A 19,984-nucleotide genomic window follows, 5' to 3' on the forward strand; every position below is an offset into this window, starting at 1 on the left:
CGGCGGCGGGGCGGTGTCCGCGCGATGTGTGCCGCGTGTCAGCGCCGCGCCGCAAGCTGACGCCACTGATTCACCAACAGGAGGACGTCGTGACCGACATCAGGCAGCGCACCGCGGCCGCAGTGGCACTCATGGCCAGCGGAATCATCTACTTCACCAGCGAGTTCGTCGCCGCCGCGGCGTGGACGGATCCGCCCTACAGCTACACCCACCACTTCATCAGCAATCTCGGAGTCCACGGGCCGCTCACCGCGTTCGGTCAGTACATGTACTCCCCGCTGGCCCCGGTGATGAACACCGGACTCGGGCTGACCGGCCTGGCCGCGCTGGCCGGAGTCGCCATGCTGAAGGGCCTGCCGGGTGGGCGGCGGGCGGCGACCGTCATCTCGGCGGTCGTACTGGCGGTCGGCATGGTCCTGGTGGGGCTGTTCCCAGGAGACGGCGGCACCGACGGCACCGACTACCACGGAATCGGCGCGATCCTGGCCTTCGTCGCCGGCAACGTGCTCGTCATCCTGCTCGGTCGAGCGTATCGGCTACTCGGAATGTCGTCCGGGCTGGGCCGTCTGTTGACCATGTCCGGGACGTTCGGCCTGCTCTCGCTCGTGGCCTTCGGAACCATGGTGGCCTCAGGTGCGGACGTACTCATCGGCCTCTTCGAACGCGGGATCATCTATCCGTTCCTGATCGGCTTCATCCTCGCGGGAGCGGCACTGCGCAGACGCCGCGCATAGCCGCCGGAATATTCCGGCATACGTAGGTTCTGCCGACGCGGACGCGCAATCGCCAGGGCACGGTGATCCCGTGCGGACCGCTGCGCGGTTGACCACGAGAGACATGGAGATGGCATGAGCGACGACATCACCCGCCTGGTCGGTGCCTGGAAAGCGTTGTGGAACGGAGACTTCAGCGACGTCGATGAACTGATCGCACCCGGCGTAAGGGTGCACGCGGCCCTGGCCGACGGCGGCGACGGCAGCGCGATCGACGACGCCAAGGCCATGACCGGTTGGGTGGCACAGCTTCGCGGTCCCCTACCCGACCTGGTGTTCGACATCGAGGTCGGTCCGATCGTCCAAGACGACCTGCTGGCCCTGCGCTGGCATGCCACGGGCACCTACGGCGGAGGCTTCCCCGGCGCCGGCGCACCGGTCGGCACGCCCGTCGACTTCACCGGCGTCGACCTCCTGCGCGTCCGCGACGGTCAGATCGTCGAGTACTGGCTCAACTCCGACATGCTGCTGCTCCTCACCCAACTGCGCGTGCAGCCGGCCGAGCCTTCCGCTGTCTGACCGAATTCCCCCCAGCTGGACCGGCCGGCGCCGCGCAGCCGCCGGCCGGGCCGGCGATGTCACGCGCCGAGATCGGACCGGTGCCGGAGTTGCCGGCGGGAGTTGATGCCGAGCTTGCGGAAGATGTTGCGCAGGTGGGTGTCGACGGTGCGCGGGCTGATGAACAGCTGGGCAGCCACCTCGCTTGACGTCGCACCGGCGGCGACCAGCCGGGCGATGTGCAGCTCCTGGATCGTCAGTTGGTCGTCCGCGTGTGATGACCGTTGGCGTGGCCGTTCCCCGGTGGCGCGCAGCTCGACGGCGGCCCGTCGGGCGAACGCATCGAATCCGGCCTCGGACAGCAGGCGGTGTGCCGCGCGCAGGTGCGTTCGGCAGTCCCGCCGGCGGCCCTCGCGTCGCAGCCATTCTCCGTACACGAGATGGGCTCTGGCCCGATAGGTCGACAACGGGCTTTCCTCCAGGTGCGCGACGGCGGTCCGATACTGCTCCTCGGACCCGGTCACCAGCCCTCGGGCGTACGCCGCGATGCCCAGACCGGTGGCGGTTCCGCTGGCATCGGCGCGTTCCACGAGTGATTCCAGCGCCGAACCCGCGGTGTCGGAGTCACCGCAGCGGACCGCCGCTTCGACCAGTTCGGGCAGGGAGAAACTGGCGAGGAAGAGGGTGCCGTCCGCGACGGCCCGACGAGCGGCCACCAGTGCGGCCGGATAGTCGGCGAGGCCGTTGTGCAGCACCGCCGACGCCCAGTCGATGTTGCCGGTCAGGAGACCACTGCCGCTGGTGGTCGCCGCGACCGTGGCCCTGTCGAACAACGCGAGAGCCTCGGCGCGGCGACCACGCATGGCCGCCAGATGGATCCGGTGGTAGTGCATCGGCGGCCCGCCGATCGCGTCGGCGATCGCCTCCTCCTCGGCGATCGAGGCCATCGCCAGGCCAGGGTCGGCGGTGAGCGCGCCGTACGACCCCGCCTGCGCGAGCCCGAGACGCAGCAACAGCGGCGAACCGGACTCGCGGCCGGTCCGCACCAGCCACTCGACGATCGCCGCATACCGATCGGGATCCCAGATCTCCGCCGCGAGCATGAGGGCGAGCGCGGGGTGCTCGATCCAGCCGGGCCTGCTGGAACCGTGGCGGCCGTCGAGAACCTGCCGGATCAGCGGTATCGCGCTGCGATGGCCCGCCGAGTTCAGCAGGCCCAGCGCATCCAGCACGTCCGGCGGACGCGACGCGGTCGCCGGCACCGACCGCACGGCGGCCAGCGCCAGGTCCAGCACGCCGCTGGCCCGGCCGACGAGCAGACTCGTCTCGATCGCGTCCAGGAAGCACCTGCGGGCCCGTTCCGGATCCAACCCGGCCAACCGCCTACCCGCGCGGATCATGAACTCCGGGCCGCTCTCGTCCCGATGGCTCTGGAAGGCGACCTGTCCCCGCACCAGGTCGGCGTGGGCGAGCTGGAACTCGTCGAGCCCGGTGTGCTCGACGGCCCTGACCAGGATGGCGGCCCGGTCGGGACGGCCCGCGACGAGGGCGGCCTGCGCCGCCGCGAACGTTCGTTCGACCCGGCCGGCGGGGTCCAGGGAAAGCTCGGCCGCCCGTTCCAGGAAGGCCGCCGCGGCCACCACGCCCCCGCGCGACCGGGCACGGGTGGCCGATCGGACGAGTTCCGCGGCGACGTCGTCGTCGGGGCCGACGGTGGCCTGGGCGCGGTGCCAGGCCCGCCGGTCCGGGTCGGTGCCGGCGTTGGTCGCCTCGGCCAGTGCCCGGTGGGCCCGCTGTCGTTCCCGCGCCGACGCGGCCCGGTAGACCGCGGACCGGGCCAGCGGGTGGCAGAAGCGAATGTCGGCGGCGAACTCGACAAGCCCGGTCGCGGCCACGCCGGCGCTGGCGGTCGGCACGTCGATGCCCAGCAGTCGCGCGGCCGGCCACACCAGGGCGGCATCGCCCGTCGGGTCGGCGCTCGCCGCGGTCAGCAGGAGACGGGCGTCGTCCGGCAGTGCCGACAGCCGGGCTTGGAAGCTGCGCTCGATCCTGGTCGACACCGGGGAGGTGTCCGGCGGCCCGAAGCCGCCCGCCTCGGGCAGTTCGAGCAACGCCAACGGGTTACCCCGGGCCTCGGCGAGCAGTCGGCTGAGCACCTGCTCGTCGAGGACGAGGTGCCGTCGGGCCGCGAGCACCGTCCGCGCCTCGGCGTCGGTCAACCCGGTGAGGTCGAGGCCGGGCAGTTCGTGCAGCTCGTCCGAGGCGGGCAGCCGCAGCGCGAACACCATGGCGATCGGCTCGGTGGCCACCCGCCGGCCGACGAACGTCAACGCCCTCGCCGACGCCGTGTCCAGCCAGTGGGCGTCGTCGACCACGCACAGCAGCGGGCGTACCTGGGCCGCGGCAGCCAGCAGACCCAGCGTCGCCACACCGATGTGGAAGAGGTCGGGCGTGCCCGCCGCCAGCCCGAACGCGACCCGGAGCGCGTCGGCGTGCCGGGTGGGCAGGTCCGCGAGGTGACCCAGCACCGGCACACATAGTTGATGCAGCGCGCTGTAGGGCAGCTCCCGCTCGAACTCCGCCCCGGCCACGTGGATCACACGTACGCCGGACGCCGCGTCGCGGGCGTGTGCCAGCAGCGTGCTCTTGCCGATGCCGGCCTCGCCGCGCACCACCAGCGCACCGCCCCGCCCCGCCCGCGCCTCCCCGGTCAGTTCGTGGAGAACCTTGAGCTCGACCGACCTGCCGACCAGTGAGCCCCGGGAGCCAGCCACGGTTCGCACGCCGGCCAGGCTACCTCCTGCCCGATCCGAAGGTAGCAGCCGGGAAGTCACGCTGTTCGCCTCCTGCAGTGAGCCAGACGGTTGCCGCTTCCCGCTGATGGGGGACCGAGTCAGCGACCGGGTGACCGCCCGCTGACGATCGAGCGGACGACGCGGGTCATGAGGACCAGACGGCGCCCCGGGGCTCGTACTCCAGGACCCGCGTCACCAGATCGGCGGCATCCGCGCCGAACCCACGGCGCACCAGGTGCAGTCCCAGATCGAGCCCGGAGGTGACGCCGCCGCAGGTGACCAGGTCACCATCGTCGACCACGCGGGCCTCGGTGACGATGCCGCCGAACGCCGCGAGTTTGTCCTTGACCATCTGATGCGTGATGCAGCGCCGACCACGAGTCAGACCCGCCGCGCCGAGCAGCAACGCGCCAGTGCAGACCGAGGCGACGACCAGGCCGGGGCGCGGTGCCGCGGCGAGTGTCCCCGGTAGGTCACCCTTCGCGATCTCCACTTCGACACCGGGCCGGGTCGGGCCGGTCAAGCCGCTGCCCGGCACGACCAGAAGATCCGCGTCCCACGGCGACCAACCCGTACCGACCTCGACCCGGGTGCCGCCACCGGCGGTGATCGTCCGCGGGACGTCGGCGGTGACGTAGTCGATGGTCAGCGACGCACGGGCGGCACTGCGGGCGATACTGAAGACCTCGTACGGCCCGACGAAGTCCTGCTCCTCGACGCCGTCGTACAGGAGAACCTGCACGCGCAGCGGACCGGTCGCCGCGCCGGGCCGGTGGTGAGCTGTCATGCCTCGTTAGTCGTCCCCATCGAGCCTCCGGTTCCGGCTCCATCACGTGTCGTCGACATGCCGCCTCTGGCCCGGGCGAGCCACCCGACGTCACCCGACGCATCCGCGACGACCGAAACGGTTACGCAATTCCCACCGACGCGACGCCGCTCTCCGATGACCGATGGTCTCCCTGTCCACGCGCACGAAGTGATTGAGCAGACAGGAAATCTCATGACATTCCGCACCCATGTCATCGCGGAAGCACCAGCCGCGGCACCGACACGCTGGCAGGATCGGACCGGCCGCATCCTGATGGCGATCACGGCAGCCGCCACCCTGGTGCCGTTCGTCGAGGGCGTCTCCCGCCTCGGTGGTCTCTCCGACGACCTGATCCTGACCGAGTACTGGCGGACCTGCGCCTACATCGTCTTCGCCGGGATGTGGGCCATGCTGGCGATCGCACCCCGCAAGCAGCGCGGCATGTGGGAACTCCTGCTGTTCCACAAGCTCGCGGTCACCGTCCAGGCCGCCTTCATCCTCGACGTCCCGCACGCGCTGCGGACCCTGCTCGCCGACGGGTTCGTCTCGGCGACCACCATCGCCGCCTACGTGCTGTGCCGTGGCTGGCACACCTGGCGCCGCGGGGCACTGGGCCCCGACGACAACCGCTGACCGGAGGAACGCCGTCATGACCAACCCCGTCACCACGAGCACGACCGAGATAGTCCTACCGGGCGTGGTCGACCCGAGCGGGCTGCAGGTACGCGCCCGTGAGCTGCCCGCGCCGGTTGCGGGACAGGTCGTCCTGCGGATGGAGGCGACCGGTGTGTCGTTCGCCGAGCAGCAGATGCGCCGGGGCAAGTACTACGATCAGCCGCCGTTCCCCTTCGTACCCGGATATGACCTGGTCGGCACCGTCGCGGCCGTCGGGCCCGGCGGGGACACCGACCTGGTCGGACGCCGGTTCGCCGCCGTCACCAAGATCGGCGCGTGGGCCACCCATGTGCTGGTCGAGGCCGCCGACCTGGTTCCGGTGCCGGACGGGGTGTCCCCCGCCGCCGCCGAGACCGTGGTCGTCAACGGCATCACCGCCTGGCAGATGCTGCACCGGCTGGCCAAGGTCCGCTCCGGGAACGTCATCGTCGTGCTCGGGGCGAACGGCGGGGTCGGCTCCACGCTCGTCCAGCTGGCCCGGCACGCCGGCGTCCGCGTCATCGGCACCGCCTCGCCGCGCCACCACGACGCGGTACGCGCGCTGGGCGCCACCCCTGTCGACTACCGCGAGCCCGGCATGTACCACCGGATCAGGGCGTTGGCCCCGGACGGTGTGGACGCGGTGTTCGACCACGTGGGCGGCCCCGGCGTGGAACGGTCCTGGCAGTTGCTGCGCAGGGGCGGCACGCTGGTGTCCTACGGCACGGCGGCGACGAAGGACGAGGCGGGCAACTCGCGGCTGCCGGTACTGAAGCTCTTCGCGCAGCTGAAGCTCTGGCACACCCTGCCCAACCACCGAAGCGCCTACTTCTACAACTTCTGGGCGGGCCATCGTGATCTGGCAGCCTTCCGGCGCAGCCTGGCCGAGGACCTGACCCAGGTGTTCCGGCTGCTCACCGACGGTGTGCTGGACCCGCAGATCGCCGCGGAGATCCCCCTGACCGAGGCCGCGTCGGCGCTGACGCTCGCCGAGTCCCGCACCGTCGCCGGCAAAATCATCCTGGTGCCCTGATCACGGATGCCGGTGGTGACCCGGCGGGACGCCGACCTGCTCGCCCTCGCCCAGGACGACGAACTGACCCATCATCCCGTCGTCCTCGTGGGCGAGCAGGTGGCAGTGGTACATGTACGGCGTGTTCGGATCGGTGTGGCCCCGGAAGCGCAGCGCCAGCCGGTAGCGCTTCCCCTGGACCAGCAGGACGGTGTCCTTCCAGCCGCGCAACGGTGGCTCCGGCGCACCGCCATCGACCGTCAGCACCTGGAACTGCACGTCGTGGACGTGGAAGTTGTGCAGATACCCGTTGTCGTTTGTCACCTCCCACACCTCCACGGTGCCCTCCCGGACACCGAAGTCGATCCGGTCCATCGCCATCGAGCGACCGTTGATCCGGTTCGACGCGAGCACGAAGGAGCGTTCCTGGGCAACCGTGCGGCCCGCAAGGTCCGGTGCGGCGCCGAGCACGGCGGGCACAGCGGCGGTGGCGGACAGCGAACCCGCGGCCCGGAACTGGCAGATGTCGAAGCGGTCGTCAAAGCCGTCGAGCCGTCCCAGCAACCCGCCGTGCGCCGCCGGGTAGGAACGCAGCTCCACCCGCTCCCCCGGCTCGAAGGCCACCACGATCTCCGCGCGTTCCCCTGGCGAAAGGTACAGCCGGTCGGTCTCCCACGGCGCGGCGAGCAGCCCACCGTCCGTGGCGACGAGCGAGAAGCGCCGATCATCGGAGAACCCGAAGTGGTACAGGCGCGCGTTGGAGCCGTTCAGCATCCGCAGCCGCACGAGCCGGGTAGTGACGTCGAAGTACGGCCCGATCGTGCCGTTGACGAGGATCTCGTCGCCGATCACACCCAGCGAGCCCGTCAGCGGTTCCCGCTGCACGAACTGCTGGTCCCCGTCGAACGCCCGGTCCTGCACGATCATCGGGACGTCGTCGACGCCGTACTCCGACGGCAGGTTCAGCGCCTCGACCCGCTCGTCGTCGACGAGGAACAGCCCGGCCACGCCCCGGTACATGTGGTCGGCGGTCGCGCCGTGCACGTGCGGGTGGTACCAGAGCGTCGCGGCGGCCTGGTCGATCGTCCACCGCGGCGCCCAGGTGTCTCCGGCCGCGATCGTCTGGTGCGGGCCGCCGTCCATCACCGCCGGCAGGTGCATGCCGTGCCAGTGCAGCGACGTCGCCTCGTCCAGGCCGTTGTGCACCGCGAACTCGACCCGCTCGCCGCGCCGAGCCCGGATGGTCGGGCCCAGGTACGTGCCGTTCACACCCCAGGTGCGGGTGGCCTTCCCGTCCTTGAACCGGGTCTCACCCGGCTGGATGCCGAGCGTGAAGACACGGGCGCCCGAGGCGCCGCTCGTCGACCGGGCCAGGGCGGGAATCGACAACGCCGTGTCGAAGGCAAGTTTTCCCACGGTGTCCCGCTTCACGCTCAGGTAGTAGGCGCCGAAGCCACCGCCACCCAGGGCGACCGCGCCCCCGACTCCCCACCCGAATGCCTTCAACACCGTACGACGTCTCATGAGACAAGGGTTTCGCAGCCGGCGATGCCATCGCGTCGGCGACAAGTGCGTAGCCATGAGGGCAGCACCAGGGGCCATCCCTCCGGGTCCCGGCCGAAGATGCCGGAACCCAGAGGACGGTGGCTCCTAGGCAGGCAGTTCGAAGAGTTCCAGCTGGATGCCGTCGGGATCGCGCAGGTAGAGGATCTTGGTGCCGGCCAACGCCCCCGCTTCGACACCGTCGCCGTCCTGGAGCACGACCGGATCGGCGTTGACGTGCACGCCCCGCTCCACCAGATCCCGGTGCGCCGCATCGAGGTCGTCGACCTCGAAACACAGGTGCATCACCCCGACGTCGCAGTTGCGTCCGGTGAAGGACTTCGGCTGCGGGCTGTCGTACTGGATAAGTTCCAGGAGGACGTTGTCACCGGCCAGCGCGAACGATGCCCGCATCGACGCGTTCTCGACCTCGACGACCGCACCGATCGCCGGGTTCGTGGCGGAGATCGTCACGCCGCTCGGCGCGATGCCGAGGACGTCCTCGTACCACGTCACCGATCGGGCCAGATCGCTGACCGGCACGCCAATATGGTTCATTCTCGTCACTCTGCTCATGAACCCATCCTGGCGAGCGAGCCACGGTGGTGGAAGGCACGGATCTTCCGCGTACCGCTGATACCACCCAGTCCCCAGACCGATGGCGGATCATGTGGTCATGAGTGACCTCGGCGCTGCGCTGCGGGCCTGGCGGGAGCGTACGGACCCGAATGCGGTCGGCGTCCCCAACGCATCACCTCGCCGCGTCGCCGGGCTTCGACGCGGCGAGCTGGCGACGCTGGCCGGCATCTCCCCCGAATACGTGGCACGCCTCGAACAGGGCCGGGCCGGCACGCCGTCGGCGCAGGTGTGCGCCGCCCTGGCCTGCGCGTTACGACTCTCCGACGACGAGGAGGCGCACCTGATGCGCCTTGCCGGCTTCGCCACGGCCCCGGACCGGATACCCTGCCGGATCCCCGGCAGCCTGCACCGCGTCATCGACCACCTGGGCGACGTCCCGGCGGCCGTCTACGACGCCGCGTGGCGACTTCTGCACTGGAACCGGCTGTTCGCGGCCGTCTTCGGCGATCCCACGGACGCATCCGCCGACGACCGCAACGCGCTGATCGTCCAGTTCGAATCCCGTAATCCCCGCGTCCGCCAGACCGACACCGAGCGCGCCTACTTCGAACAGTCGCTGGTGGCCGACCTGCGCGCCACCAGCGCCCGCTACCCGAATGATCCCGACGTGGCGGCGCTGGTCACCCGCATGGCGGGCAACGACCGGTTCCGCCGCCTCTGGGCCCTCGGCGCGGTAGCCCTGCACGAGAGCGCACACAAGACCGCCGTACATCCGGACGTGGGCCCAATCCCGCTGGACTCCAACGTCCTGACCACTCGGAACACCGACCTTCGCCTCGTCGTCCTCACACCCCGACCCGACACCACCGCCCGCGAAAAGCTGGACCGACTGGGTTGACGAGGGCCGGTTACGCGGCACCCCCCATCAAGACCGTCGCGGTGCGAATTCGTCGTCGAAGCCGCGGAGGTGGCGCTGACGACGCCTCCGAGATGCCCGGCTACGGTGATGAACGCCAGCGGACTACTTGTCCGACCTGACCGCGAAGATCCTTCGTAGGAATATCGGCGTGTCAGACAGCCCGCATGACGATCTGGACGATCCCCTGAATCGATGGCTCAACAGCCAACCGCAAGCCAGCGCACCACCGTCCGCACGGCGGCGCAGTGGCCTGCGGTTTGTGTTCTACGGTCGGATGTCGACCGTCGAGCACCAGGACCGGGTGACGTCCCGGCACTGGCAACGGGATTGCGCTAGTGAGCTCGTCGCCGGTCACGGGGTGATCGTCGCCGAATACTTCGATGTCGGCTGCTCTCGACGCCGCGGTTGGCGGCAGCGCCCGCAGGCCGCTGCGCTGCTGGCCGCGCTCGACGACCCAGATCGCGGGTTCGACGCAATTGTGGTCGGCGAGTACGAGCGGGCGTTCTCCGACAATCAGCTGCAGCACCTGGCACCGGTGCTCGAACAGCACGGCGTGCAGCTGTGGCTGCCCGAGACGGACGGGCCTGTCGATTACCACGACCCGACCCACCAGGCGCTGATCCTGATGCTGGGCGCCCAGTCGAAACGCGAGGTGCAGCGCGCCCGGTTCCGGGTCGTCACGGCGATGCGGGCCCAAGCGCGGGAGCAGGGACGGTATCTCGGAGGCCGGCCGCCGTACGGCTACCGACTCACCGACGCCGGCCCTCATCCGAACGCCGCCCAGGCGCGCTGGGGTCGCCGGCTTCAACGCCTCGAACCGGATCCGGCCACGGCCGCACACGTGCGGTGGATGTTCGCCCAACGCCTGGCTGGCCAGAGTCTCGCCAGCATGGCGCGCGCCCTCAACGACGCCGGCATACCGTGCCCGTCGGGCATCGATTCCGCCCGCAATCCCCACCGCAGTGGTGACCGGTGGACCTTACGAACAGTCGCGGCGATCCTCGCCAACCCGCGCTACACGGGCCGACAGGTCTGGAACCGGCAACCCGCGCACAACCACACCGATGCCAGCCGCTCGGAGCGAGAACCCGTCCGGCGGAACCCGACCGTGGACTGGGTGGTCTCCACGCAACAGGCTCACACCGCGCTGGTCAGTGAGCAGGACTTCGTCGCGGTCCAGGCCATCCGCTCCCACCGGGGCGCCCACGACGGCACCACCCGCCGCTACCTCTTCACCGGCCTACTGCGCTGCGGACCCTGCGGCCGACGACTGGAATCCCATTGGATCAACCAACGCCCCGGCTACCGATGCCGTCACGGCCACACCAGCACCCGACAGCCCACCAACCCCCGACGCAAGATCCTCTACCTTAGAGAAGACCACATCATCGCCCGACTCGCCGACCATCCACGCCTCCCCAGCGGCATCCAGACCCCACACGACCTGGTCACACTCCTACACGGGAGGAAGATCACCATCGTCTGCGACCAGGAACACTGCACACCAACCATAGAAAAATCCGCGCAGGTCAACCTGCGCGGATCATGATCGATATGTGGTAATGATGTGTCCGAGGGGATTTGAACCCCCACCGGTACCATGTGTGCACCCATCGAGTGCACATGCCTTATAGGTTACAGCCCGACTTGCTTTGGCCAGAGTAGCACGGAGGCCGCTGACATTGTGACGCTCCGTACGAAGATTCGCCGTGTCGGCCAGGATGAATCCGGCCAGAAGCGGGGGTCAGGTCACGCATGCACAGCCACGCAGCCCCCCGGGCTGCGCGCGCCGGCCGCCATCTATCCAAGGCTCCGGCCCGACCGCATTGTGAGCCCCGCTCCCGCTCCTGCTCCCGCGCAGGCAACCAGATTAGCGTCGGCAACCTCCACAATGGCGGGTGGAGCGCCGAATCGCGAAAATTCGCTCGCTTATGAGCCGCTAGTTGAGGAACTTTTTCTCAGCTAGCGGCTCATCCAGCCACAATGGCGCGGCCGGCATCGCGCCGGCATCCCGCGCGGGCCTTGGTCGTACAGTGCCGGACGCAAGCTCAGCCACTAGTGGGTGCTTTTCGCCAGAAAGCGCACTGAGCGCTTTCGCCACCTCATATATGTCCGCTTTGACGTAAGTCGTTGTCGTGCCAGCAGCAGATCTACCGTCGTGCCCTGCGTACGCGCGAGCAATCCCATAGCCAAAGTTGCGCTCTACCCACGTTAGGGTCGTGTGACGAAGCCAGTGAGTGCTAACTTGCTGCGTGGTCACCCAAGGCAACGACTTACCTAACCGTTTCCAAATGTAGTCGTAACGACGGCGCGTGATTGGCGCCCCATTCCGGTACCTCAGGAGCTGGCCGCCGGACCCTCGATCGTCGTTGAGTTGCGCAAGAGAGCGCGCCAGGGTGGGCGAAATGGGCTGCCACCGAACCGTTTCGCCTTTCTCTCGTAGTTGCACCAAACAATCGTCAAGGTCCAAGTCGTCTCGGCGAAGCGCGAGAGCACCACCCCGCCTACAGGCCGTCTCCTCGTGAAGCCTAAGCAGAATCGAGTCAAGCCAGGGATCGTTTCCGCCGCTAGCCGCCTCTTTGTTTATCGCAATCAACTGATGATCCGAGAGTGCCCTGCGAGTGCTAGCAAGGCGACGAGGCTTCGCGACGCGCACAGCAGGATTCGCCGATTCGGAAATTAGCCCATCAGCTACCGCGTAGCCGTATAGACAGCGCATAGCAGAAATGAAGTGTTCCACTGCGGTACGGCCGCCACGTGAATTCCGCCGCACGACGACGTTTTTCTTAATGAATTCGGCGAGGTGTCTTATCTCCATGGGAGACGGTTCATCGATACGCCGGTCGCCCCAGACTTCTCCGATTTTCCGCCAGTAAGTCCCGTAAACCCGCCGAGTGCCCGCGGCGACCGCGCCGGAAACCCTTGCTATGTACTCCTCGAAGGTCGGGATTTCTCTCGCCGGCTTGACGTCCTTGAAGACTTCTTCGGCTGTCACTCCTAGCCGATCGATCAGGAACCGCAGCGCCTCCAACTCTGCACCGCCTGCTGGGCGATGACGCTCGGCGTCAGCCATCAGCTGTCCTTCGCAGAGATCGCTGGAGCTCGAGTGCCCGACCGAGCCTGCCCATCGTGAATAAACGGAGTTCCAACCCTTGTGAATCCGCTGCTATCAGGAGACGATCTACCGGCCTGATAGCAGCGGCAATTCGTACACTTAGTGGAAGGCGGAGGTGGCCTTGCCTGGTAACCGTCCAACTGCCTGAATCTGACTTTGTCACAATGACTAATCCTGGCTCGACTGCATATTCGATCGGCTGAAGGGCAGCCCATCGAATGAAGCGGAGAGCCGATCGGTCGGCTAAACGGCCTCGATCGTTAACAGAGGTAACGCAACAGTAGAATGGCAAGTTCTCTTCGACTTCAATCAGGCTGACAAGAGGGAAGCCTCGGGGCCTATCTCGAAGAGAGGCTTCAGCGCCACCAACAACCGGCCGATCGGCAAATTCGCCAACGTCCCGATCGGACCAATCCTCGCTTGACAATGCCACTCCTCCCCCTCTCATCGCTTCCCTTGGTCCTTAATGGCCCGACAGCATGCGCAGATGATCCTCTGCGGAGAAGAATCACGACTCACGGGCCAACTCGACGAAATCCGGCGCTCCCGACCCCTGGTTCAGGTAGCGAGCCGGAGTACCAGGAACGCGCTGTCCGACGACTGCGCCCAGAAGCGGATTCACAATGTGAGTCGCAGAACGGCCGCTAGAGCGTCCTAGGACAATGGTCATGCCTGTCGCTCGCCCCTCCCCTTCCGGCGGTCGGGCCGCCTCGATAAACCTCTGGCCCGACCGGCCCAGAAACAGCAGCATCACTGCCCCCTACACCGCCGGGACTCCTCCCTGCGGATTGGCGCCTTCGCTGGAGGTGGAGCCCGCAGTCAAGGAGATCCTCAGGAAGGCAGTTGAGCCTTCGCATTTGACTTCAGATCGACAGTCGAGCCGCGCCACGGTGCGGAGCATCGGCGTGTTCTGTGATTGGAGATGCAGGACAACGGCCCTTCTGCCGGACTTCTCTGCGTAGTCCAGCAGGCGCCGCAGCAGGCCCGTCCCGATGCCGCGCCGCTGCCAGTCATCTCGCACAAGGAGACCGACCTCTGCATCAGCACCTTGAGCGATCAGGTTTGCCACAGCGATGATCGGCTGGCCGTGCTCTGACCGGTCCTCGCTCACGAGAAGGGTGAGGCCCTGTGGTGGATCGAGCAGGCGGCGCAGTTTCTCCGGCGTGGGCGATGAGCCGCCCATGTAGCGCTGGTAACGGCTTCGGTTTGAGCAATTTCGGTGCAGCTCCTCCACTGCCCCAACGTCTGCTGCGGTGGAGGGCCGTACTGTGAGGACCTCACCATCCGGGAGGACAAGTGGTTCTGGTCTCACGTCCGGCTGATTAGGCACCTTCCGAGGTTCGGAGGTACCGCGATCTCCGGGAAGATCGGGAGTGAGGTCGGCTGCCGCGGATCCCGCGAGAGCTGAATAGTCCACACCGCACAGTTCGACCGACAGGTCCCACAGCAGGCGGCCCGCCTGTGCGTCATGAGAGTTGGCGCTCGATCTCTCGATTGTGGCGGGACCCCGCGTCCGCCACCAACGGCTTGGCCCGAGGTATACACCGGACGGAACGTCGGCAGTGGCAGCGCGCAGTAAGGGCTGCGCGCCGCTTTCTGCCGGCTGAGCGATGAGGGTGCCGACTGCCTGTAGCGCCGCCAGGCTTGCTCGGTGTTTCGGGCTTCGCGGCCGGGGCGACAGGAGCCGTGTTGCTGCCCAGCCCGGCTGGCACGCGATGCTGCGCATCGGGGCTCCGGCTGCTGCAATCAGGCTGTGCAGGTGGTAGGCGAACAGAAGGTTCGCGAGCTTGCTCGCGGCGTAGGCGTGGTAGATGTTGGGGCTTTGTGGGCTGGGCCATTCTTGCGGGTTCAGACGTGCGACGCGGTGGGCGGTGCTGCTGACGGTGACGATCCGCGCGTCGGCCGCGGCGATCAGCTTGTCCAGCAGGAGCCCAGTCAACGCGAAGTGACCCAAGTGGTTGACGCCGAAGCAGGATTCGAAGCCGTCGAGCGTTCGCCATCCGGGCTCGCCGATCACCCCCGCGTTGTTGATCAGGATGTCGACGTGTGGGTGGCTGTCGCTGATGATGCTGGCCGCCGCTCTGATGGAACGGAGACTCCCCAAGTCGATGCTGACCTCATCGATTGCGGCGTTGGGGAACTCCTTGCGGATGGCTCGGGCCGCCTCTGCCATCCGGCCGGGGTGTCGGCAGGCCAGGACGACGGTTGCTCCTGCTGCGGCGAGTTGACGGGCGGCTTGGTAGCCGATGCCGGCGTTGGCGCCGGTGATGACGGCGATTTTGCCAGCTTGGTTTGGTGCCCGTTGGGTGTCGTTGGCTGCCCGGAGGGCAGCGCGGGACCGAAGTCCCGACGCTGCCTCCCGTTCGCCGCCCAGTCGAGGTTGATCGGTCGGCATTGTCAGCGGCTGGTTCACCAGTCACCGACCGCGTAGGCGCCGTTGTAGGTGCCGAGGTTGACACTGATCCAGATGTTGAAACGGGTGCCGTCCTTGACGTTGGTGGCCAAGTTCCTCCATTGCCCCGGCGGCACGTACGTCCAGCCGTTTGAGCAGGTCGCCCGGCCTGAGTAGACGACGCACGCATTGAAGGGTGCGCCCCAGCTGCCGCCGTCTCCGGTGTTCTTGACCTGGATGTCGCGGCACTGACTCGTGGTGCGGTAGGTCCCCGTGCGCGGTGCCGATGCGACCTCCACGCCGTCGAAGACCATGAAGTGGTCGGCCAGGCCGAAGCTGGCGCTGTAGGGCGCGCTGCGGCAGCCGGACGCTGCCTGTGCCGGTGCCGCCGCTACGGCGAGTCCGGCGGCGATGACCACCAGGCCGACGATGGCGGACATGGCGCGCCGGATCTTGCCGGTCGCCGGCCGCTGGTCGATCTCGGGCGGCGGCTGGATGGATGCTGACATTGCTCCTCCTAGGTTCTTGCGGGACAAACGGCAGCGGCCGTGGAGGGAGCGGCGCGCTCGTGGTTGGGTTCGGCGACGGGTGCCGTCGAGCCCGTGTGGGGGACCTTCAGACCGGTCCCGGCGGCGGGGATGGCCGCGGCGGGATCGGGGCAGAGGGCCGGCCGGAGGGTGGCCGGGCTGTAGTAGCGCTTCCAGGACGGGTCTTGGGGGGTCATGGGGTAGCTGTTCAACCAGGTCCAGTCGCCGACGACGGTGCGGCCGGCGGCCTCTTCGCGGCGGACGAACCGCGCGAAGTGCTCGCTTTCGCGGTGATGGTCAGTGATCGTCACGCCGGCGCGGTCGTAGCTGTGCAGGACTGCTTCCTGAAGCGCGAGCAAGGCTTTGTCGTGTCGCAGACGGTCGTTCTCGTCGAGCTTGAGGCCGTCGATGACGGCGGGTATCTGGTGGTATCGGTCGACGTCGGCAAGGTTGCGGGCGGCGATCTCGGAGCCCATGAAGAAGCCGTTGAACGGCGCGGGGTACTGCACCCCGCCGATGGAGAGCAGCATGTTGCTGATGACGGGCACCGCCGGCCACCGCAGTCCGAGGTTGGCGATCCAGCGGTGCTGCGGGTGCTGGATCGGAACCTCGAGGATGTCGGTCTGATCGACAGGTAGCGCGTGTAGGTGGCCGTCGTCGGTGGCGACGATCCACGGCAGGATGTCGAACGGCCCGCGCTCCGGCGGGCCGGGCCAGCCAAGCGCGGTAGCCAGGCGCGTGAGTGTGAGATTGGCGGGATCGCCGAGGATGTGTCCTCGATCGGTCCAGGCGGCGTACCGGACGAGCTGCGGGTTGACTATTCGTACTGGCGCAGGGCCGCCTGCCGGGACGGGCGGGAAGATGGTGATGGTCGACCGGATGCGGCCTGTATTGGTTGCATGGTGCAGGTGGCTGACGAGTGCGCGCTGCACGGCGGTGACGTCGGTGCTGTGGCGGTGGTCGTGTACCTGCAGGCTCTGCCAGCGCAGGCGGCCAATGCAGCGGGCGGAGTTGCGCCACGCGACCCGGGCACCGTAGGTCAACTCATGGGTGGTCTGCCGCCATGTGCCGGTGGTGGTGATCTCCGCGCGCACATCACGCCAGCGGCGCGTGAACCCTGCTTGGCCGGTCTCGTAGTGCAGCAGGCGGAGGAAGGCGTGCGCTTCGTCGAGGACGGAGTTGTGCGTCGTCGATGAAGATGGGTTGGCGACGTCTGCGGTGTTCATCCGTCGACTCCGGCGTCCGGGTCGGCAGATGGGTGGCGGCGGAAGACCGGCTCGTAGCGGGCGTTGTTCAGGTAGGGGGTGCCTTGGGTGTAGCCGGTGCCGCTGCGCTCGGGGCCGAGGACCCGGACGGCGAGGCGGTAGTGGGTCTGGCGCCACTGGGTGATCGCTGCGCTGAACTCGCGCATCGCGGCGGTGAGGAATGGGTCGGTGGAGGCCGACTGCCAAGCCGCTGCCAGGGCGTCATCGAGACTGACCTGGCCCTGCAGGATTGCCGTGCGGACCTCGGGAACTGACAGGTACGCGGGAGAGTTCAGACGCTCGCCGTCTGGGATCCGGCACAGCGATTCGAGCATCTTGTAGTGGCGGGACTGGATGGCGCTCGCGCCGTCGGTGTACGGGCGAAAGGCGTGAAACGCTGCGGGCTGGATCGTGGCCAGCAGGGGCCAGAGCGCAGCGCTCTCGCGTAGCAGCGACGCCGCCGCGGACAGTCTGGTCGCGGCGAGCGGCATCCGGCCGGCCTGTACGGCGTTGATGATCTCGGTGAGGTCCGTCGCCAGCATCGCGAAGGTCGTCTCGAAAGCCTGCAAGACGCGAATGAACATCCACTCGTCGTGCACCGTGTGTACCGGCAGCATGCTGACCTGCAGGGCGCGCCGATCTTCGGCGGTGAGGTCCACGGTGACGGCGGCCGTGACGCGTCGCAGCAGTGCGATCTCCGAGAGATCGGTGGAGTCGTCGACGAAGCTGAGGCGCCGCAGTGCTGGCATCACCGCGCGGAGCGCGTGTCGCAGTCTTTTGGCTGCCATGGGCGGTGTCGGGCGCTGTTGTGGTAGCGGTGCTTGGTCGTCGTGGGCAGCTCGGAGTTCGAAGGCGATGAGGTCTGTCAGCAGGATCGCGTGGAGGCGGTCGCGTTGGGCGAGCTGTTGCGCCGCACCCAGAGCCTGGTTCGGATCAGGTATCGGCAGCAGTGCCAACCCGAGATATGAGCGGTAGTCGAAGGTGCCGTCAATCTTGTCGAGCGCGCCGGAGAGGAACGCGGACAGGTAGGTGACGCTGGTGCCGTTGAGCTGCGGAAGGCGGTCCCTTGCCGCGATCAGCGCTTGTGTCCACTCGTCGGGGACGAAGTGCTTGCCGTAGTGCTGGTAGGCGGTCACGACCGCGTCGAAGGGGAACCGGGCGGCCGAGGGGCGGCGCTGTGCCAGCCACCAATGCAGAGGCTGCGCGCTGGTCACCGTGATGCTCCGATCGGTGTCCCGCTGCGGGATTTGATGCGGTACTTGGCGATGGCGTCGCAGAGCGCGTCGATGTCGCCCGCGTTGGTGTAGGCGTGCGCGGCAATGCGTACGACGCCACGGCGGGGGGCGACGGCAATGCTCTGGTCGTCAAGCCACGCGGCCATCGCCCAGGCACGTGGCTCTCTCAGCGTGAGGTGCGCCCCGCGCTCGTCGACGCTGGGCGCCAGGTCCACGACCTCGCCTTGCCGTGTGAGCCGGTCGGCGGCACAGGCCAGGAGCCGTTGCGTGTGTTCACGGACTGCGGTCAGGTCCAGGTCCTCGATGAGCGACAGCCCAGCGACTGCGGCGTACGCCGCGGGCACCGATGGTGTGCCGGTCTCGAGGCGGCGGGCGTGCGCCGGGAAGTCGAGTCGCGTCGCGTCGAAGGCGTGCGGATCGATGCGGCCGAGCCAGCCGGTCAGGGCCGGGGCGGGTCCGTTGGGGTGACGCGCGTAGAGAAAGGCGATTCCCGGTAGGCCCAGCAGGTACTTTCCGGTACCGGCCATCAGGTAGTCGCAGCGCAGCGCGTCGACGTGCAAGGGCATGACGCCGGCGGCCTGGTAGGCGTCGACGATCACGGCGGCGCCGGCGGCGTGAGCGGCGTCGACGACTCGTCGGATGTCAAGGCGGGTCCCGTCGTGGTGAGTGACGGCGGGCACGGAGACCAGCGCAGTGTCGGTGGTGATGGCGCGCAGGTAGTCAGTGGAGCTGACCCGACCGGCGCGGGGGCCGCACCAGCGCACTCGCGCTCCACGGGGCTCCTGGGCCAGCCACACGTGCGCGACGCCGGGGAATTCGGCGGTGGTGGTCAGCAGGTCGCGGCGGCGCCGCCACCGCAGGCTCGCCACGGCTTGGTGGGCGGCGACGCTGACGTTAGGAAGGATCGCGACCTGGTCGACGTCGGCACCGATGAGTCGGGCGAATCGGCGCCGGGCCTCGGTCACCTGTTCCTCGGCGGCGCTCCAGAAGCCGGGGCGGGACAGGTCGTCCAGCATCGCGGCCAGCGCCTGATCCATCGCGGTGCTGCGCGGGCCGATGCTGCACGCCGCCAGGTGCACCGTCTTGTCCAGGCTCGGAAATCGGCTGCGGATGCCCGCCGGGATCGGGATAGCTGTGGCGCTCACTGCTGGGCCTGCCTGCACTGGCGACCGCGAGGGCTGGATTCGGTCAGCTCGGTGCGCGCCTCCCAGAGCGTGGGGAAACAGCGATGCGAAATGAGCCGGCTCAAGCTGTCGACTGGGGTATTGCGGGTGCCGAGCACGCCGTCGCCGATGATGCGGGTCGCGATGGTGTAGTGCTGGGTGCGCCAGAGCGAGATCTGCTCGTCGAGAGACACGAGCGCTTCGGCGAGCCGGTACAGCGGGTCGGATGCCTGTCCGCGGTAGAGGTCGATCGGCGTGAGGTCGAGTGAGGCCAGGAGCCGGCTCACCGCGATGTCGAGTTCGGTGGTGGCCTGGCGCAGCAGTTTCCAGCCGGGCGATTCGAATCCGGAGCCGTTGCCCAACTCGCCGCGGAAGGACGCGAACTGCATCGGGTGCAGGTGCCGCAGGATGTCCAGTTGCTGCGTGACCAGCCGCAGGCTCTGCGCCGCCCGCTGGATGAGCAGCTCGGCCGCGCCGGGGTGGTCGTCGGCGATGTGGTCGAGCGCGCGCGCCAACTCGTCGTAGATCAGCTTGAACCACAGTTCCGAGGACTGGTGCACGACCTGAAACAGCAACTCGTCGGGGTGCGCTCCCTCGGTGGTGCTGCGTTGCAGCGAGAGCAGTACGTCGGTACGCATGTAGCGGGCGTAGTCGGTCGCTGCGGTGCCGGGCAGCACTGCGGGCAGGGGTGTCGTGGACAAGGGTGGTCCTCCGCTTGGATCGGATCG

17 protein-coding genes are annotated in these 19,984 nt (G+C 68.2%); 6 read left to right on the plus strand and 11 right to left on the minus strand.

Translation table 11 applies throughout. The features are described from left to right. Window positions 1-89 precede the first annotated feature (89 nt). Window positions 90-734: a DUF998 domain-containing protein gene (locus tag QCZ28_RS11975; RefSeq protein WP_279516712.1), complete on the plus strand. Its 645-nt coding sequence runs from the start codon at window positions 90-92 to the stop codon at window positions 732-734. Window positions 735-848: 114 nt separating this feature from the next. Beyond that, window positions 849-1,292, plus strand: coding sequence for an ester cyclase (locus QCZ28_RS11980; RefSeq protein ID WP_279516713.1), 444 nt, complete (start codon window positions 849-851; stop codon window positions 1,290-1,292). 59 nt (window positions 1,293-1,351) lie between these two features. On the opposite strand, the gene QCZ28_RS11985 is transcribed toward QCZ28_RS11980, so the two are convergent. Both QCZ28_RS11985 and QCZ28_RS11990 read right to left on the minus strand, forming a co-directional pair. Continuing rightward, window positions 1,352-4,054: a LuxR family transcriptional regulator gene (locus QCZ28_RS11985; protein ID WP_279516714.1), complete on the minus strand. Its 2,703-nt coding sequence runs from the start codon at window positions 4,052-4,054 to the stop codon at window positions 1,352-1,354. A 157-nt stretch (window positions 4,055-4,211) separates the two neighbouring features. Continuing rightward, a complete protein-coding gene (locus QCZ28_RS11990; RefSeq protein ID WP_279516715.1) occupies window positions 4,212-4,853 on the minus strand; it encodes a DJ-1/PfpI family protein in 642 nt (213 codons plus the stop codon). Window positions 4,854-5,066: 213 nt separating this feature from the next. Here QCZ28_RS11990 and QCZ28_RS11995 point away from each other — a divergent pair, with 213 nt between their 5' ends. Next, window positions 5,067-5,507: a hypothetical protein gene (locus QCZ28_RS11995; RefSeq protein ID WP_279516716.1), complete on the plus strand. Its 441-nt coding sequence runs from the start codon at window positions 5,067-5,069 to the stop codon at window positions 5,505-5,507. Window positions 5,508-5,523: 16 nt separating this feature from the next. Next, window positions 5,524-6,561, plus strand: a complete 1,038-nt coding sequence (locus tag QCZ28_RS12000; protein ID WP_279516717.1) for a medium chain dehydrogenase/reductase family protein — start codon at window positions 5,524-5,526, stop codon at window positions 6,559-6,561. Here QCZ28_RS12000 and QCZ28_RS12005 read toward each other — a convergent pair whose 3' ends face one another. Together QCZ28_RS12005 and QCZ28_RS12010 are read right to left on the minus strand one after the other, a co-directional pair. Beyond that, window positions 6,562-8,064 carry a multicopper oxidase domain-containing protein gene (locus QCZ28_RS12005; RefSeq protein ID WP_279516718.1) on the minus strand — a complete coding sequence of 501 codons (1,503 nt, stop codon included), beginning with the start codon at window positions 8,062-8,064 and terminating at the stop codon, window positions 6,562-6,564. A 126-nt stretch (window positions 8,065-8,190) separates the two neighbouring features. Continuing rightward, window positions 8,191-8,640: a VOC family protein gene (locus tag QCZ28_RS12010; protein WP_279516719.1), complete on the minus strand. Its 450-nt coding sequence runs from the start codon at window positions 8,638-8,640 to the stop codon at window positions 8,191-8,193. 118 nt (window positions 8,641-8,758) lie between these two features. Between QCZ28_RS12010 and QCZ28_RS12015 the strand changes: the two genes are divergently transcribed. After that, window positions 8,759-9,559 carry a helix-turn-helix transcriptional regulator gene (locus tag QCZ28_RS12015; RefSeq protein WP_279516720.1) on the plus strand — a complete coding sequence of 267 codons (801 nt, stop codon included), beginning with the start codon at window positions 8,759-8,761 and terminating at the stop codon, window positions 9,557-9,559. Between the two features lie 295 nt (window positions 9,560-9,854). After that, the gene (locus tag QCZ28_RS12020; protein ID WP_279516721.1) at window positions 9,855-11,129 is read left to right on the plus strand and encodes a recombinase family protein; all 1,275 of its coding nucleotides are present in this window, start codon (window positions 9,855-9,857) and stop codon (window positions 11,127-11,129) included. Between the two features lie 390 nt (window positions 11,130-11,519). Here the strand turns inward: QCZ28_RS12020 and QCZ28_RS12025 are convergent, their stop codons facing one another. The 7 genes from QCZ28_RS12025 to QCZ28_RS12055 all read right to left on the minus strand — a co-directional run bounded on the left by QCZ28_RS12025 (window position 11,520) and on the right by QCZ28_RS12055 (window position 19,957). Continuing rightward, entirely contained in the window at window positions 11,520-12,653 is a 1,134-nt protein-coding gene (locus QCZ28_RS12025) for a site-specific integrase (protein WP_279516722.1), read from the minus strand. Window positions 12,654-13,455: 802 nt separating this feature from the next. Next, the gene (locus tag QCZ28_RS12030) at window positions 13,456-15,108 is read right to left on the minus strand and encodes an oxidoreductase (RefSeq protein ID WP_279516723.1); all 1,653 of its coding nucleotides are present in this window, start codon (window positions 15,106-15,108) and stop codon (window positions 13,456-13,458) included. Further along, window positions 15,105-15,596, minus strand: a complete 492-nt coding sequence (locus QCZ28_RS12035; RefSeq protein WP_279516724.1) for a hypothetical protein — start codon at window positions 15,594-15,596, stop codon at window positions 15,105-15,107. The genes QCZ28_RS12030 and QCZ28_RS12035 overlap by 4 nt, the downstream gene beginning before the upstream one ends. Before the next feature lie 8 nt (window positions 15,597-15,604). Then, entirely contained in the window at window positions 15,605-16,840 is a 1,236-nt protein-coding gene (locus QCZ28_RS12040; protein WP_279516725.1) for a nitric oxide synthase oxygenase, read from the minus strand. Beyond that, on the minus strand, window positions 16,837-18,072 hold the full coding sequence (locus QCZ28_RS12045; RefSeq protein WP_279516726.1) for a tryptophan 2,3-dioxygenase family protein: 1,236 nt from the start codon (window positions 18,070-18,072) through the stop codon (window positions 16,837-16,839). Before QCZ28_RS12045 ends, QCZ28_RS12040 begins: the two co-directional genes overlap by 4 nt. Continuing rightward, window positions 18,069-19,109, minus strand: coding sequence for an aminotransferase class V-fold PLP-dependent enzyme (locus tag QCZ28_RS12050; protein WP_279516861.1), 1,041 nt, complete (start codon window positions 19,107-19,109; stop codon window positions 18,069-18,071). Before QCZ28_RS12050 ends, QCZ28_RS12045 begins: the two co-directional genes overlap by 4 nt. Before the next feature lie 125 nt (window positions 19,110-19,234). Further along, window positions 19,235-19,957, minus strand: coding sequence for a tryptophan 2,3-dioxygenase family protein (locus QCZ28_RS12055; RefSeq protein WP_279516727.1), 723 nt, complete (start codon window positions 19,955-19,957; stop codon window positions 19,235-19,237). Between the last annotated feature and the right edge of the window lie 27 nt (window positions 19,958-19,984).

It is taken from the genome of Micromonospora sp. DH14 (assembly GCF_029809455.1).
Lineage (GTDB): Bacteria > Actinomycetota > Actinomycetes > Mycobacteriales > Micromonosporaceae > Micromonospora > Micromonospora parva.

Excerpts from the sequence above, each read along its gene's own strand:
- QCZ28_RS11980 (WP_279516713.1), top strand. The coding sequence starts at position 849 with ATGAGCGACGACATCACCCGCCTGGTCGGTGCCTGGAAAGCGTTGTGG.
- QCZ28_RS11990 (WP_279516715.1), bottom strand. The coding sequence starts at position 4,853 with ATGACAGCTCACCACCGGCCCGGCGCGGCGACCGGTCCGCTGCGCGTG.
- QCZ28_RS11995 (WP_279516716.1), top strand. The coding sequence starts at position 5,067 with ATGACATTCCGCACCCATGTCATCGCGGAAGCACCAGCCGCGGCACCG.
- QCZ28_RS12000 (WP_279516717.1), top strand. The coding sequence starts at position 5,524 with ATGACCAACCCCGTCACCACGAGCACGACCGAGATAGTCCTACCGGGC.
- QCZ28_RS12005 (WP_279516718.1), bottom strand. The coding sequence starts at position 8,064 with ATGAGACGTCGTACGGTGTTGAAGGCATTCGGGTGGGGAGTCGGGGGC.
- QCZ28_RS12010 (WP_279516719.1), bottom strand. The coding sequence starts at position 8,640 with ATGAACCATATTGGCGTGCCGGTCAGCGATCTGGCCCGATCGGTGACG.
- QCZ28_RS12015 (WP_279516720.1), top strand. The coding sequence starts at position 8,759 with ATGAGTGACCTCGGCGCTGCGCTGCGGGCCTGGCGGGAGCGTACGGAC.
- QCZ28_RS12020 (WP_279516721.1), top strand. The coding sequence starts at position 9,855 with ATGTCGACCGTCGAGCACCAGGACCGGGTGACGTCCCGGCACTGGCAA.
- QCZ28_RS12025 (WP_279516722.1), bottom strand. The coding sequence starts at position 12,653 with ATGGCTGACGCCGAGCGTCATCGCCCAGCAGGCGGTGCAGAGTTGGAG.
- QCZ28_RS12035 (WP_279516724.1), bottom strand. The coding sequence starts at position 15,596 with ATGTCAGCATCCATCCAGCCGCCGCCCGAGATCGACCAGCGGCCGGCG.
- QCZ28_RS12040 (WP_279516725.1), bottom strand. The coding sequence starts at position 16,840 with ATGAACACCGCAGACGTCGCCAACCCATCTTCATCGACGACGCACAAC.
- QCZ28_RS12050 (WP_279516861.1), bottom strand. The coding sequence starts at position 19,109 with ATGCTGGACGACCTGTCCCGCCCCGGCTTCTGGAGCGCCGCCGAGGAA.